General features: G+C 33.8%; 13 protein-coding genes and 1 tRNA gene. 11 read left to right on the top strand and 3 right to left on the bottom strand.

Translation table 11 applies throughout. From position 1 onward, the window contains the following. The first annotated feature begins 29 nt into the window (after positions 1–29). From DHU68_RS04765 to DHU68_RS04755, 3 genes are all read left to right on the top strand, one after another. The gene (locus DHU68_RS04765; RefSeq protein ID WP_108821838.1) at positions 30–836 is read left to right on the top strand and encodes a hypothetical protein; all 807 of its coding nucleotides are present in this window, start codon (positions 30–32) and stop codon (positions 834–836) included. A 147-nt stretch (positions 837–983) separates the two neighbouring features. After that, positions 984–1406, top strand: a complete 423-nt coding sequence (locus DHU68_RS04760) for a hypothetical protein (protein ID WP_108821837.1) — start codon at positions 984–986, stop codon at positions 1404–1406. A gap of 163 nt (positions 1407–1569) precedes the next feature. Beyond that, positions 1570–2583 carry a hypothetical protein gene (locus DHU68_RS04755; protein ID WP_160111076.1) on the top strand — a complete coding sequence of 338 codons (1014 nt, stop codon included), beginning with the start codon at positions 1570–1572 and terminating at the stop codon, positions 2581–2583. A gap of 82 nt (positions 2584–2665) precedes the next feature. Here the strand turns inward: DHU68_RS04755 and DHU68_RS04750 are convergent. Next, positions 2666–2753: transfer RNA gene (locus tag DHU68_RS04750), tRNA-Ser, on the bottom strand. A 138-nt stretch (positions 2754–2891) separates the two neighbouring features. On the opposite strand from DHU68_RS04750, the gene DHU68_RS04745 reads away from it, so the two are divergent. From DHU68_RS04745 to DHU68_RS04710, 8 genes are all read left to right on the top strand, one after another. Beyond that, complete coding sequence (locus DHU68_RS04745) at positions 2892–4109, top strand: site-specific integrase (RefSeq protein ID WP_108821835.1); 1218 nt, start codon at positions 2892–2894, stop codon at positions 4107–4109. Positions 4110–4230: 121 nt separating this feature from the next. Then, the gene (locus tag DHU68_RS04740; RefSeq protein ID WP_108821834.1) at positions 4231–5931 is read left to right on the top strand and encodes a hypothetical protein; all 1701 of its coding nucleotides are present in this window, start codon (positions 4231–4233) and stop codon (positions 5929–5931) included. An 824-nt stretch (positions 5932–6755) separates the two neighbouring features. Next, a complete protein-coding gene (locus DHU68_RS04735) occupies positions 6756–7163 on the top strand; it encodes a hypothetical protein (protein ID WP_160111075.1) in 408 nt (135 codons plus the stop codon). A gap of 140 nt (positions 7164–7303) precedes the next feature. Continuing rightward, entirely contained in the window at positions 7304–8404 is a 1101-nt protein-coding gene (locus DHU68_RS04730; protein WP_108821832.1) for a PsbP-related protein, read from the top strand. A 400-nt stretch (positions 8405–8804) separates the two neighbouring features. After that, positions 8805–9683: a hypothetical protein gene (locus DHU68_RS04725; protein WP_108821831.1), complete on the top strand. Its 879-nt coding sequence runs from the start codon at positions 8805–8807 to the stop codon at positions 9681–9683. 26 nt (positions 9684–9709) lie between these two features. Continuing rightward, positions 9710–10636: a substrate import-associated zinc metallohydrolase lipoprotein gene (locus DHU68_RS04720; protein ID WP_108821830.1), complete on the top strand. Its 927-nt coding sequence runs from the start codon at positions 9710–9712 to the stop codon at positions 10634–10636. A gap of 6 nt (positions 10637–10642) precedes the next feature. Beyond that, on the top strand, positions 10643–11407 hold the full coding sequence (locus DHU68_RS04715) for a DUF4302 domain-containing protein (RefSeq protein ID WP_108821829.1): 765 nt from the start codon (positions 10643–10645) through the stop codon (positions 11405–11407). 577 nt (positions 11408–11984) lie between these two features. Continuing rightward, on the top strand, positions 11985–13130 hold the full coding sequence (locus tag DHU68_RS04710) for a BACON domain-containing protein (protein ID WP_108821828.1): 1146 nt from the start codon (positions 11985–11987) through the stop codon (positions 13128–13130). 176 nt (positions 13131–13306) lie between these two features. On the opposite strand, the gene DHU68_RS04705 is transcribed toward DHU68_RS04710, so the two are convergent. Beyond that, the gene (locus DHU68_RS04705) at positions 13307–14035 is read right to left on the bottom strand and encodes a DUF1080 domain-containing protein (protein WP_108821827.1); all 729 of its coding nucleotides are present in this window, start codon (positions 14033–14035) and stop codon (positions 13307–13309) included. A gap of 156 nt (positions 14036–14191) precedes the next feature. Further along, positions 14192–15385 (bottom strand): esterase, encoded by a 1194-nt coding sequence (locus DHU68_RS04700; protein WP_108821826.1) that lies wholly within the window; start codon positions 15383–15385, stop codon positions 14192–14194. Positions 15386–15539: the final 154 nt, after the last annotated feature.

The following is a 15539-nucleotide window of genomic DNA, read 5'->3' as shown; positions in this document are numbered from 1 at the left end:
TAGTATTCACCATTTTAATCTTTACGATTATGAAAAAGTTTATATTAGCACTTGTACTATTGACTGGAATAGCTTCTTTCTACAATTCAGCTGAAGCTCAAAATATAAATATCAGTATAAATATTGGTCGCCAACCAGCATGGGGCCCTGTAGGATACGATTATGCAGGATATTATTATTTTCCTGATATAGATTGTTACTACGATGTGAATATGCAACTGTTCTATTACATGAACAGAGGCAGATGGATATCGGCGCGTTACTTACCTTACGCATATCGTCACTACGATTTGTATAATCTATACAAAGTTGTATTGAATGGTCGCGATCCTTGGAGACAACATCACGTTCACTACAGAAATTATGCGAAATACAGAGGTCATAAAAATCAGTATGTAATCCGCGACAGTAGAGATATGCGCTACCGCGATAGCAGAAACAACCGCGTAACATGGTATTCTAACGACAATAAGCATTATAATAACAAAAAAGATAATGGGTATAACAATAACAGATATACCAACAATAGATATTCTTCAAGCAATAACAATAAAGAATATAAGAATAACAACAATAGAAATTCGAACAACAATAATCAAAAATATAATTCCAACAACTCGAATAAAAAGAAAGACTACAAACCTGCGGAATCCAGATCTGATAAAAATACTGTAAGAAATAATAATAGAACATATAATTCTTCAAGCTCTAACAGATCAAATTCAAGCAGCAGATCAACAAGCAATGTTAGAAAAGCTAACTCTAGCAGATCGACTAATCAATCGAAAGAATACAGATTGGTATCAGGAAGCGAAAGATCGAGCAGAGGAAGATAAAAAAGAAAGGTTTAGATAATACGATAATACATTTAAGTTTTAGGTAATTTAGGTTTGAATACAGGGTACACTATTTATTTAATATGTACCCTGTTATTTTTTTAGAATAGAAATTATACATTTACAACAAAAACACCAACTTACAAAATGAAAAGATTTATCCTTTACTCTCTATTACTCATACTCTCCACTCTGGCAATTAATTCTCAGAATATAATTTTCACCGAAAAAGATATTGTCGGACGGTGGATTGAAATTGAAAGAACCGAAGGCGATCAGACATCAGAAATAACGGCTAATAACGACACCTATATCTTTAGAGATAATCATATTTACCATAAAGGCGAAGCCTCAGAAGGTCTGATTCTTTTCAATATTGCGGGGAAGTATTCTGTTGAAGAAAATACAATCGTTATTACTTACAAAGATTATATGGACAAAACAGCAAAAGACCAAAAACCAAAAAGCATAAAATTTGAAGTATTGTCTATTGATAAAAACAAGAATGAAATGCTTGTCAGCATCCAAGATTATGACTATAAATATCAGATGAAACTAAAAAGACAATAAAGTATAACATAATATTCTAAGCAGTTATCCGTTTATTAAGCACTGACAGCTGTTTGGGTAACTATAACACCCAAACAATAAAGCTATAAGACTCTATTTATATTAAAATTATTGTATCTTTGCAGCAACGATACACAACGAATATAGCTTGTTTTACAAAACAATGAAAAAAAATCTTACTTTACTCTTTATATTAGGGCTAACACTCTTAACGGCCTGCTCAAACGATGAACCCGACGGGCCAATAAAACCAGAACCACCGGTAGTCGTTCCTACCGAAGATGCTCTTTTAGGAACTTGGGAGACATATTATTACGAGAAACAAATTACAGTCAATCCCGGAGGTGCAGGTGGACAAGAACGACCTTATCAAGGATTACGTTATATCGATTACGATGGTTTCAGAAGTTCTTTTGTCAAAGAAAATGGAAAGTATATAGCCAAAGACTATAACTTAGCAGGAAACTTAGCGTTTCAAGCAGATTTCCATATAAAAGATGATACTATAAAATATGCCAGAGCGGACAAAACCGAAGATGGCAGGGATACAATTATTCGTAGCTGGCAAAGAGTACGAGAGTTTAATCCGGAGAAAGGCATTCTTATGATTGACCAGTCTTATTACGGCACAACTAAAAACGACGACACATGGTATAAAATAACTGATGTTAAAACTGCCCGCAACATAAAAACAGCTCCTACTACTACAGAAGGAGTTACTCCCAAGAAGCATATGATTGACTTCGACGACCTATGCAAAGGCAAATGGCAGATTTACTTATTCAGAGAATATGAAAATGGTAAAATAAAAGAGGCATATTCTATAGAAATGACGACAAAACTCCAAAGTACATCTTTTAAGTTTTATGTAAACGACAAAGGGAATAAAAGGTGTATAATGACCGAATGGAATGACAACACAGAAAAACTTGTATCTATAGATTACCCTGTTTTATTGATCGACGATGTGGTACATTTATTATACAAAGAAGAAGTTAAAGATGAAGAAGGAAATGTTGAATTAGAAGATGCCAGTATCTTTCTATGGGTTACAAGCTGGGGGGAGGATAAGACTATAGGCAGTGATAATTTTATTGATTATAAAAAATCGCGATATGCTGAAAATATAAGTATCACTGTCGAAACTAAAATTTACATAAAGCGAATTTTAGAATGAAGACATAATGCCCTTTCATCTAAGGACAACTACATACAAAAAAAGGATCAGTAATAATTACTGATCCTTTTTTATTTATAAGCGGAGAGGAAGAGATTCGAACTCTCGATACCCTTTAGGGGTATACACGCTTTCCAGGCGTGCCTCTTCAACCACTCGAGCACCTCTCCTTAGTGTGGTTAAATTCTTTGTGGATGCAAAGATAAGGATTGTTTTTGAATAGACAAGGAAGGAGTAGTATAAGCTGATATTTCAACGTGTTTAGACACTTTCAAGCAAGCTATGTGTACAAAAGTGTGCACATAAAAATGAAAACAATTATTACTGTAACTTGCGATGCAAGAAGGCCTTTAGCAGATGGAACAATTCCTTTAGTAGTGAAATTAACGAAGAATAATAAAAGAAAATACCTTAGAACAGGAATTACACTAAAACCCAATCACTGGGATTTTGTTAAAAACAAACCAAAGCCGAATTGCCCTAACAGAGAATATATAGAAGCGATTATAACTGAAAAGTTAAAAGAGTACCAACAACAAGTTTTAGAATTTCAATCAATAGCGAGAGATTATTCTTTGACAACTTTAGTCGAAAAGGTTGAAAATCCAATAAAGAGAATAACAGTTGAAGACTATTTAAAAACGATAATATCAAATCTCATCAATGAAAAGAAAATAGGAAATGCTGAACACTACAAAGCCTTATTTAATTCTTTACTCCAGTTCTCAAAGTTAAATATAATATTCTCAGATATTGACGTAGCCTACTTGAACAGATACGAAACATATCTAAGGAGTCGAGGTAATAAAGATAATACAATAAGTATTAAGATGCGTACCTTACGAGCTACATACAACAAGGCTATTAAAGAAAAAGCAGTAAAGAAGGATTATTACCCATTTGATGATTATAATGTCTCTAAACTCAAAGAATCAACCCCTAAAAGGTCAATTACAAAAGAAGATATTCAGAAAATCATATCTCTGGATGTAAAGACTATTAGCAAAAGACCTCAATCTTTATTACAATTCAGCAAAGATTTATTCTTATTCAGCTATTTAGGATGTGGCATCAATATGATTGATATAGCATATTTGAAGAAGAGTAATATTGTATCAAATAGAGTAGTCTACAAAAGGCATAAGACAGGTAAACAAATTAGTTTCTTATTACAGCCCTATGCTCTAGAAATAATACAAAGATACCAAGATCCTGACAGAGACTATATTTTCCCTATTTTAGATGATTCTATACACCCTACACCAGAACAGCAATTTAGAAGAGTTAAAAAGATTACCTTTGTGGCAAATAAAAATCTAAAGAAGATTGGAGAAAGTATCAATCTCTCAATACCTCTGACTACATACGTTGCAAGACATTCATATGCAACAGTTTTAAAACGGTCTGGAGTTAATATAGCCATAATAAGTGAAACGCTTGGTCATTCAGATTTAAAGACAACACAAATATATCTAGATAGCTTTGAAAATAGCCAAATTGATGAAGCTATGAAGAATTTGTTGTAAATTTGAAGGGGAAGATGTATTTTCATCTTCTTTCGAATCACTAATTACTCACATATGATAATAACCTATCCTACATATTCAAGCTACAGTAAAAAAATAATTTCATATTTTTCCCAACATAATGGATATAATAAATAAGATAAGAGAGTGGTTCTCTAGAGGTGAGAAGAATAAATTAGATGATGTGATATTAGATGATGTTTCTGATATTGATCCAGATATTTTAGATTTTAAGGAAAATTCAGATTTAAATATTCCTAGTTATATATTAGTAATGCTTAGCCGCTCTGGCTATTACGCATTACTTCCAGAGAATTTAGATGTAGATGCTCATATAGGTGAATATCCTCCTTTAGAAAATGGGTTTGATGAAGCAAAATATGGTTTACGTTTTGATAAAGAAAAGATTATTTATATACTCGGCTTATTAAGCTCCATCCCTGCTAGGAACAAAGATTTAATAGGTGATGATGATTTTGTGCCAATAAACGCAGAATACTTAAATCGTTTTATGCGTGACTATAGGCTATATTTTGACTACTTAGAGAATACAGGAGTAATCGAATGCAATAAATCCTATAAATCATCAACTCCTAATGAAAGAGGATATTCTAGATCTTATAAATGGTCTGATAAATATATTGATGCCGAACTTGAGCCTTATTATTATGCTAGAGCTTTTGACAAGAAAGGGAATTTAAAAGCAATTGATTCTATCATAAAAAATAATAGAGATGGTAACAATGAAAATCAATTGCGACATTGCCCTTATCTATCATATTGGTATGAACAGAAAAAGCTAAAAATAGATATAAACAGGGCAAAACTATATGCTAAAAATCTAAAGGAGAAGAAAGTTAAGCAGAATATAGATCAATGGGATTTGAATAAAAATACAGGGAAAAGAAAAAATCCCTCACTGCAATATAATTCATTCAGATATAATCTTGAAGCATTGAAAATACATGACTACAAAGCTATGATTGACACAAATGTGCATCGGCTACATTCTGTATTAACGAATATGCAAAAAGACTATAGGAACTTCATTACATATGATGGAGAACCCCTTGTTGCCGTAGATATTAAAAATTCTCAACCTTATCTTGCCTGTTTATTATTCAACCCTGAATTTTGGAGAGAAAATTCTAACCTACCCATAAATCTATTCAACCTACCAGATAATATAAAACAATCCTTCCTACACAAATACCCTACAAGAGAATCCCTCCCCATTATGTTGGGAAATTTGTTAAATAATCTGCCTGATGGAACTTTTGACGAATATAAAAAAGTCGTTGCATCAGGAGAAATATATGAAACGATAAAAGAATGGGTTAAAAATGAAAAAGATATTGAAATATCTCGAGGAACTGCTAAAACAACAATGTTTCAGATATTATTTTCAAGCAATGCAAATAATCCTGAAGATGAGAACTATTGGCTAAAACAGTATTATGAAGAGAAGTTTCCATCTGTGATGAAAGTATTCAAGACTATAAAAAGGATATACTCTGACTTAAAAATAGAAAGACAATATGCACGTTTAGCTTGCTTATTACAAGCAATAGAAAGTGAAATTATACTCCATAGGTGCTGCAAAAGAATATGGGATGAAGCTCCTCAACAAGTACCAATTTTCACAATACATGATTCTATTGTCACAACTATAGGACAAGAAGGTTATGTCTATGCGATAATGAAGGAAGAATTAGAAGAATGTATCGGAGTATCCCCTGAAATGAAATTTGAGTATTGGAACATAAACAATGGAGATCTAGATGCAGAAATTATAGAAAAGACATTACTCTCTACAGAATAAGTAGCAGTCATATTACAAAAAGACTAATAGTCCAGTAGTAAACTTATAATCAGAACTACTGGATTTTTCTTTTGAGCAAGAGATAGTGTGTTTAATGCATTTTAAAGCTATTTAAAGAATTTGCATTCATTCATAAGATAACATAAGGTTTAACAAAATATACTGTATATATAAGAGCTGCATAGTCTTAAAAACACTCCCCCTTATGCTTGGTAATGGGGTTAAGCCCCCTGCAAATATTAATTTAAAATCAAAATCTTATGAAAGATGCTTTGAATACTTTGATTTGGCTATTTATTAGCTTCATTTTGTATATATACTGGATTTGGAAGAAAGATGGAAAGAAGTGAATTTGCACATTTTATCTTCTACAAAAGTTGATCCTGAAATTGTATTTTCCTATAATAAGTTACTTCTGATTTTAAAAATGTAGAATCTAAATAATTCATAACACACATAATAACATTCATTTAAGCCACACCTAGATATGAATTAGAAAAAATTTAATTCAAAAAAGCAGTTTCAAACTTGGTATATATCTGTTTAAATCTCGTATTTTTGCAATAAACCAAAAATCAAATAATTGCGAATGAATATATAAGTTTAACTAAGACATATTAATAAAAAGAAGTATTTGCTTTTTACTAGTGAAGTCCTAAAATTACCACTTTAAAGACAAACCACAACAGTAACAAAGTGAATGCTACATCTTTTATAGGTGTGGCTTCATTGTTATGTGGTTTAGGTGTGTGGTAATACCTTGGACTCTAATAGTGGATGCCACATCTTCTTTTTGTGAGTATGGCTATAAAAAAGAAAAAATTATGGAAGCTTTATTTATTGGTGCTTTAATTGGCATTGTAATGTATGTTGTTGTATCATTAGACTCAAAAGCTAGTGAGAAGAGAAGAAATAAAGAGATTAAGTATCTAATAGAAAATGTTCAGAATAAAGGAGGGCTACCTGTGCTACTTAACAGACTATTTGATTATTTACACAATACTTTAGGTAAACTTGAGGTTGCAGATGGAAGAAGCGTACTTTCTGCTATTAATGAGAAGTATGAAGTAACATTTATGTTATATGGAAAACATTATAATACCATGAGTATATCTATTAGAAATAAAAGGAAGGACAAGGTGAAGGAATGGGAGTTTGAATTATCATATCCTCAAGAGAAAATGATTGAAGATATTGATTTGGGTGTGAGAACAAAGAATCTACTAGATTGATGAGTGATGGGAAAATAGTAAAGTTCGTGTTACAAGGCATGAACTTTACCTTATTCTGGCAGTGAGTGTTTGGCGATACCTTGAATCACGTGAGGAAGCACCATGCCTTATTTTTTTAACAATATTAAATTGCACATCTAATGAACGAAAATGAGAAAAACATTGTAGCCATAGTTGCAGCTAGTATGATAGCGTTAATAGTAGTAGCAATACTTTGTAACTCTTCAAACAAAGATTTTAGCACACCGAGTAAAAGAGATCATTCTATAATTACAGGAGAAGTTGAATCTTCTGAAAGAAAGGATGAAGCTTATTATAGACAGAAAGGTTATCAAATTTTCTCTCAATATAATTTAGCCATAAAAACACCTATAACGCTCAAAGATATTTCATTTCAAAGCTCTAACGATTTTGATTTAGAATATGGTGCTATTGAGAATGAAAATAATCCTACCAAAATGGCTGTTTATCAATTAATGGTCATAGAATTACCAATATCTTATCGAGCATCAAGCCATCAAGAAAAAGAACAAGTTAGAAAATCTATTTTAGATAAATTAACTCAAGACGTTTCTTCCGAATATGTAAGGTTTAGTCATGAAGAACTAGATGCCTATGTGGCTTATACTACATTTAATGGTTATGGCTCAAAATGTATATATTTTTTCAGAGAAGATTATGTTTTTTGTCTAGTTGTCATTTCTAATAATAATCTAAATGAGAGATTTAACAAATTAACAAATAGTATTCATTTCTATGATGACAATACTATTCAATATTCCTCAAATGATACTGGCTATAAAATATTCGAGAATAATGCCTACAAAGAATTTTCGATAAAGTACCCTAAGAATTATGAAGTAGTATCTCAACCAAATCAAGGGGTTATTGCTGCTTTTATAAGTCCAGAGGATAATTATAATTTCAGAAGTAATTTTAATATTATAATGTCTAACACTTCTAAAAACATTGCAGATGCAGCATTACTATCAATACAACAAATGCAATCATATTTTGATGATTTTGAAATCATTTCACAAGGATATTTGGCAATGAATAATCTCAATTATTATCAAATTATAGCAGACTATACACTAAGCAACTATCCTGTGAGGGCTGTTCAATATGCAACAACTAAAGACGGTATTTTATACATAATAACATTTACTGTTGCACAAGATGAATATGCTAGTGAAGAACAAATAATAAAAACTGTTATTGAGTCATTTAAAATAAATTAAAATTATGGAAAATCAGAATGAACAAAAAGAAAAAGAATCTTGGTGGTCAAAGAATGCATGGTGGGTTGCTATAGGTGTAATCGTATTTATAATGAAAATGTGTTCAGACATACAAGGTTAAGCATTAAATCGTACATCTAGCTTTTATCTATTAGAGGTTAGATGTAACTAAATAAATAAAATTAGTATTAATCACGCATAGCGTGCACAAAAGTGTGTACAATATTACGATTGAGGAAAATCTAAGTGAAAATATTATCGGTAAGTTATTGATTTAATATTATTTACAGAGTAGTTTTTTTATATAGAAGCTTACTTTCCAGGCGTGCCTCTTCAACCACTCGAGCACCTCTCCTTAGTGTGGTTAAATTCTTTGTGGATGCAAAGATAAGGATTGTTTTTGAATAGACAAGAATATAGTATAAATAGGTTTTTTGATACAAAAAGGGCATTTGGTGAAAGTGTAAGTAAGTTAGATATAGCTTTCAATAGATATATTGAGCCAGAACAAACAGCAAACTTCTTATTGGTAGCTGCAGAGTCTATTTGGGGAAGAGTTTCAGGTCCCTACCCTAGTATCGGGAAGAAATTTGCAATGCAAAACATAACTTATAATGAAATAACACCTGATGCAAGCCTTCCTATCGGAGGATGGGTTAGATACAGATGTTTAGTTACCTCTCAGGGTGCGATTGCTGTAATGCCTAAAGTTGGAGAGTTTTTTGAGTACCTTGACAAGGTTGCAGGTATTGGTTGGACACACATTGTACAAGCCGTATTCACTGCTGACGAAACTTTACTCACAAGAGCTGAAGCATATGCTCTTTCCGGAGATTTGGTTTCTGCTACAAAGGATTTAGATACATTCCTACGAGCTTTCACATACTATAATGCATCTTACAGACATACAGAAAGTCCTGAGAAGCTTATAGCATTTATGAGACTAGAAGACACAGACGATCCTAGCAAAAAAACAAAACACGAGTATGATCCCAAAGGTGTAGATCCCGGAAAATTCAAGAAAGAAATTAATTTGGAAGGACTTACCGAAGATCAAAAAGACGTCCTACAAGGAATATTGTTGGCAAAGAGAGCCTTAACCCTACATGAAGGAACTAGATGGTTTGATATCAACAGATACAAAATAGAAATCTACAGACGTAAGATTTATGATGGAACACCTGTTCCTACCGACAAGCTTACAGTAGATGACCCTAGAAGAGTATTCCAAATACCTCAGCAGATGGTAGTAGCCGGAATGCAAGCAAATCCAAGATAAGAACAGATATAATACTTCAGACAATTATGAAAAAAAATATAATATATTGTTTAGTCATTCTATTTGCAGCATTCGTAGTAGGCTGCGACAATGACGATGTAGACAGAAACAATAGCGTCTTTGACAGTGAAAGCCTTCCTAAGAAGAACGAATTCGACTTATGGCTAGAAGACAACTTCAGAGTTCCGTACAACATTCAGATCGCTTATCAATTCGATTATATGGATACGGATTTCAGCTACAATCTGACTCCTGCAACCTTTGATATATCGACCAAGTTTACACAGATTATTAAATATTGTTGGTTCGAGTGTTACGACGAGGTTGCGGGTATGCATTTCACCAGAGAGACTGCACCTAAGCAAATATACCTTATAGGTAGTGAAGGCCTAGACCCTGCAACAAACACTAAGGTTTTAGCGACAGCAAGTGGTGGGTTACGTGTTGTTTTATATGAATTAAACCTAGTAAAAGAGATCAATTACGAATCGATTATCCAATATATGCACCGTATGCATCATGAGTTTTCTCATATTTTGGATCAAAAGAGAGAAAAAGATCTTTCTTTTGGAGCTATTAGCGAGAAAGATTACGTAGGCGACAACTGGCCTGATGCTTATAACAAAATAGAAGAATACTACAAATTGGGCTTTGTTTCTGAATATGCAAGCTCTGAAGCTGATGAAGATTTTGCCGAAGTGTACTCGATATACCTAACTACTACTGACGAAGAGTGGGAAAATATACTAACTAATGCTACAGAGTTTGACTCGAAAGGAAACGTAGTTAGTGCATATGGTAGAGAAAAAATAGAACAGAAGCTCAAGATGGTATCTGACTATATGGAAGAAGCTTGGAATACCAATCTTAGAAAGCTAAAGGAAAGTGCTCAGATAAGAGCTGTAAAAGCAGAAGATATAGAGTTTATATCATTTAAGGAATTTACTAATTAATGTATTATGAAGAATATAATTAGCAGCATAATAATACTACTAGTTGGCTTGTTGTCTTTACAATCTTGCTTAAAAGAAGAAGAAAATATATTTGACAAATCGTCAGCCGAGCGACTAATGGAAGCTCAGGCTGAGTACGATAAGCTTCTTAGTTCTGCCGAAAACGGTTGGGCTATGGATTACTATGCTGGATTTGGAGAAGACAGAATTGGAGGTTACCAAATAATATGCAAATTTGAGGAAGGTAAAGCAATCATGGCTGGCGCCTTCACCATGGGTGATTATAAAAATCTGGGCGAAAAAATAGAATCCTCATATTCTATAAACCGTATGCAAGGTCCATGTTTAAGCTTTGGAACATACAATAAAGTTTTGCACCCATTTGCCGATCCAGGAAGCATAAGCGACCCTTACGGATATGGAGGAGATTTTGAGTTTATGATACTGAAAGCCTCCAAGGAAGAATTCATTTTAAAAGGGATTAAGCAAAAACAGATCATTGTTATGCGCCCGATGAAAGCAGAAAAAGACTGGGATCAATATTGTGCCGAGGTTGTAGAATTAGAGGAGATCTTATCAAATTACACTCGTTTCTCTATCAATAAGTCGGGTCAACATGTTGGCTATACTACTATGTGGACTGGAGACTATGAGATTCACGATACAGATAGGCCTGATATCAAAATCAGTAAGTATACCGTAACCAATGAAAGTATTAATCTATACGATTCTTTAAACATAAGCAACAATGTACTTAAGCGACTGGTGTAGGATAAAGAAAACTCTAAGTTTGTAGACCTTGATAAAGGAACCGATGTAGAACTAATTCCAACATTTATTCAATTCCAACAGCTACTGGGTAAATACCTTGTAACTACAGATAACATAGAAGAACCCGTTGAGGTTGAATTCAGAGACAAAGGTGATGGTAAAACGATTCGAGTTTCGAGCGATTTCCTCCGTGCATTTGATGAAAATCTTGATTACGAATTTGACATCGAGGTAGGAGAAAACAATCAGTTAGGAATAAAAACTCAAACTTTAGAGGTAGACCCCAAAACAGGCTATGCTACAAAATTAACTGTTGCTACAAGATTAAATTTCATTATAGGTAATTCTAGCGGCTACCACGCTACTTATCCATACAGCGGTAGCTGGTACAGATATTCACCAGAGAAACCTGAATTACGTTTCTTGCCAACAACATACGTCACACTTATTTTCCCTACTCATGTAGTAGGTATACGTGTAGTTGAGTTCAAGAACCAGACAACAGTAAGCAGTGGTGATGTCATTAAAAACAAGACAGTAACTATCAGTAATCCAATTTTTGTAAAACAATAAGATTATGAAAACCTATAAATACGCTATATATTTATTATTCATCCCCCTATTGCTGCTCTTCATATCAGCCTGTGAGGATGAAAAAGATGCTCCTAACTTTAAGATAGTAAAGACTACTATAGATGGTGACCCTGCTAAACTGGAAGGTCAGATAGAGGTATCTACTTCCGACTTCGAATTTACAGTCAGTAACGATTGGTGCAACGTCACAAAAGAAGGAAACATCCTTAAGTTGGAAGCCGGAGCAAATTACGATTTCCACAACAGAACTGTTGAAGTTATTATAACATCAGGTGACACTCAATATCGTGTTCCTGTAACTCAGACCGGTATTCTTTTTGAGTTTGCAGGCGATAAGATTGTTCAGTACAATTTCGGGTTAAAGGGAGGAGATAGAACTACTCAACTATTGACCAATATTAATTATGAAGTTGTTATTCCGGAGGAGTGCAAAGACTGGATCGAAGTAGAGAAGTTAGAAAATAGTTCTCAAAAAATACTAGTAAAAGAGTCGAAAGAAAGACGTGAAGGAAAAGTCATCTTCAAGTATCTGGAGAAAACAATCGAGATCAAGATTAGCCAGTTTGACTATCTGGGGTATAAAGAATTGTTAGGACCTGCAAAGATGACTTATACCAACTCTAAAGAAGAACGAGTGACAACAGATATAGAGATTGTAGAAAGAGAGGAGAATAAAACATTCACAATAAAAGGTACTTTCGAGAGTGGAATACCTAGGGAAATACCACTACAGTTTCTTGATGATGACAATCACAAAGGAGAACTCCGCTTTATACCTGCGATTCTAGATCCAAACTTTGAAGATCCTGAAAATGATCCAAAAATTAAAAGCTTGGTGTGCTTAATTTATGCTTTTCAATATACATCAAGTGGTGTTCTATCTGATAATAGAGCGCATGGAGCTGTAAGTAAGACAACTTCATATTTCTATCCTGCAAGATATACAACAGTAGGAGATGGAAATTTATTCACTTTCTACCACTCTAGTGAAGGCTTTGCTGATTCCTATTTTTTAAAGCGAGTGACTCAGGGAATCAAGATTGCAGGAAACAGAAAAGACGGAGGTTTCGGTGGTGTTTATGGAAAAGAGTATGATGTCATATCACATATTGAAATTTTCAAAGAATAGATCAATCTTTTAGAAGTATTTCTTAAATACTTTATTATTCTTCATACCACTTTGGGGAACTACAGGTAGTGATTATCTGTAGTTCTCTATTTATATGAATAACTAAAAAATTTGATTTAATACAAGAAAGGCCGCTATCTTTTGTTAGCAGCCTTTTTTTATTTTAAAGATTTCTTTTACAGATTTCTGATCCAAATATTACGGAAAGCAACTCCCGTTCCATGATCTTGCAGTTTCAAAGGGAGTCTTCCATGAGGAGTATATTTGGGGAAGCCAATATAAGGCGTATCCCCTTTCAGTATAAAATTGTTTTGAACCAGAATACCATTCAATACAACGGTTATCATAGCCGGAGACTCTAACTCTCCATCTGTACCAAACACCGGTGCTTTCCAATAAATATCATAAACTTGCCACTCTCCGTTTTTGGTATAAGCATTTACACTCGGTGCTTTTTGCTTGTAGATACTACCTACCATACCGTTTACATAAGTTTCGTTGTTATCCGCATCCAACACTTGTACTTCATAGGTACTTTGTAAGAAGACCCCGCTATTTCCTCTATTTTGCCCTGAATGGTTTTCCGGAGCTGGTGATTTAAACTCTATATGCAATTGACAGTCGCCGAAGAATTCTCTTGTGCAAATATCACCTGTACCGGGAACAACTGTCATTTCTCCATTTACTACTTTCCATGGTGCATCTCCACCTTTAGCAGAAGCCCACTTTGATAAATCTTTCCCATCGAATAAAATGATAGCGTCCGACGGAGCATTCCCGTTTACTGTAGCCGGAGTCACTTTCTCAGGTTTTGGATAATGCCATTCTGTACTTTCAGGCTTCATTTGGGCATAAATACTACTCGTAAACAACAGAGTAGCAATAAAGAATGTGATTTTTTTCATTGTTTCTTGTTTTATGATTTTAGATTTCTGACTTTAAAAGTAATAATAATAAGGGAAAATACCTTTTCTCTTTTTAACAAATAAGATTATTGTTACAAAAAAACGGGTATTTATTCGATAAATACCCGTTTGTATATCTATTAAGAGAAATATATGTTATTCGGTGAACAGCATTGGCGCGAACATAGATAGATAAATTCGCCAGTTTTTCCAAATATGTCCTCCCTCCGATTCGTAGTAAGTGTATTTATAGCCATTATCATCCAGCAACTTTCTATAATCTACATTTGCCTGATACAAGAAATCTGTTTTTCCTATAGCAATCCAATAGAGCTTAGGATTCTTGCTAAATTGAATTTTTAGTTTTTCTTCCATATTCTGATAAATCGGAGACTGAGCTTCCTTATTTGGAAAAATAGCTGCTGAAAAAAGACCTACATAATCGAATGTATCCGGATACTCTTTCGAGATATGCAAAGAGTGAAACCCTCCCATCGAAAGCCCCGAAATAGCACGTCCTGACTTTTCTTTTATTGTTCTGTAATTACTGTCAATAAAACTGATTACATCAGGAAAGCTTGTTTCCATACTTCCTTCCATAGTCTTTGGCTGTTGCATCGATGGTTTTTGAAAACCTAGAGAAGATTCACCGGGAGCAGCTTCTTGAGCTGCATTGCCGTTTGTCATCACTACTATCATTGGCTTTGCTTTCCCTTCGGCTATCAGATTATCCATTATTTGTGCTGTTCTTCCCAAAGCAATCCAAGCCTCTTCATCTCCTCCCATCCCATGAAGCAAGTATAAGACCGGATAGTTTTCGGTTGAACTTTCATAGCCCGGAGGTGTATAAATAGTTATTCGTCTATCCATATTCAGTGTCGGACTGTGATACCATCGACGCGAAACTGTACCATGAGGCACTTTATTTACGTTGAATAAACTGGCATAATCTCCGTCAATAATAAATACATTTGTCAACGAAGCCACGTCTCTGATCAGATAAACATTGCTTGGATCTGTTGTCTTAAAGTCGTCGATAAGAAATGAGTAACTATACAATTCGGGAGAAAGGACTTCCGAGGTATATTCCCAGACTCCCTTATCGTTACGTATCAAATCAGCTTTTCCAGGACCATCAAACTCTCCGAATGGAGTATTAACTTTCTCTGTTGGTAAAAAGTCTCCTGTAACTTGCACTTTTTCGGCATTAGGTGCAAACAATCGGAATGTTACTGTTTTATTCTCATGAATTTCGGGAGAGATAATATCTCCTGCTTGCCACAAGGCTTGTTGTGCAAAAGCACAGTAACTAATAACGGAAAATAGTATAAACAATGCTACTTTTTTCATATCGCGTTTTTTAGTGATTAGAATTATGTTTGTATACTTACAAAACTAGCAAAAAATTGTTGATGGTCACACAATATTAGACAAATATAAAAAGCAATAACCCGATTTTTTTTAATCCGATTATTGCTTTAAGATTTATATATTAATTTTCTTT

Origin of the sequence: Dysgonomonas sp. Marseille-P4361 (assembly GCF_900343125.1) — a bacterium.
In the GTDB taxonomy this organism is placed as follows: domain Bacteria; phylum Bacteroidota; class Bacteroidia; order Bacteroidales; family Dysgonomonadaceae; genus Dysgonomonas.
Note: the sequence above shows the minus strand (reverse complement) of the source record. Positions and strands in the feature narration are given on the sequence as shown.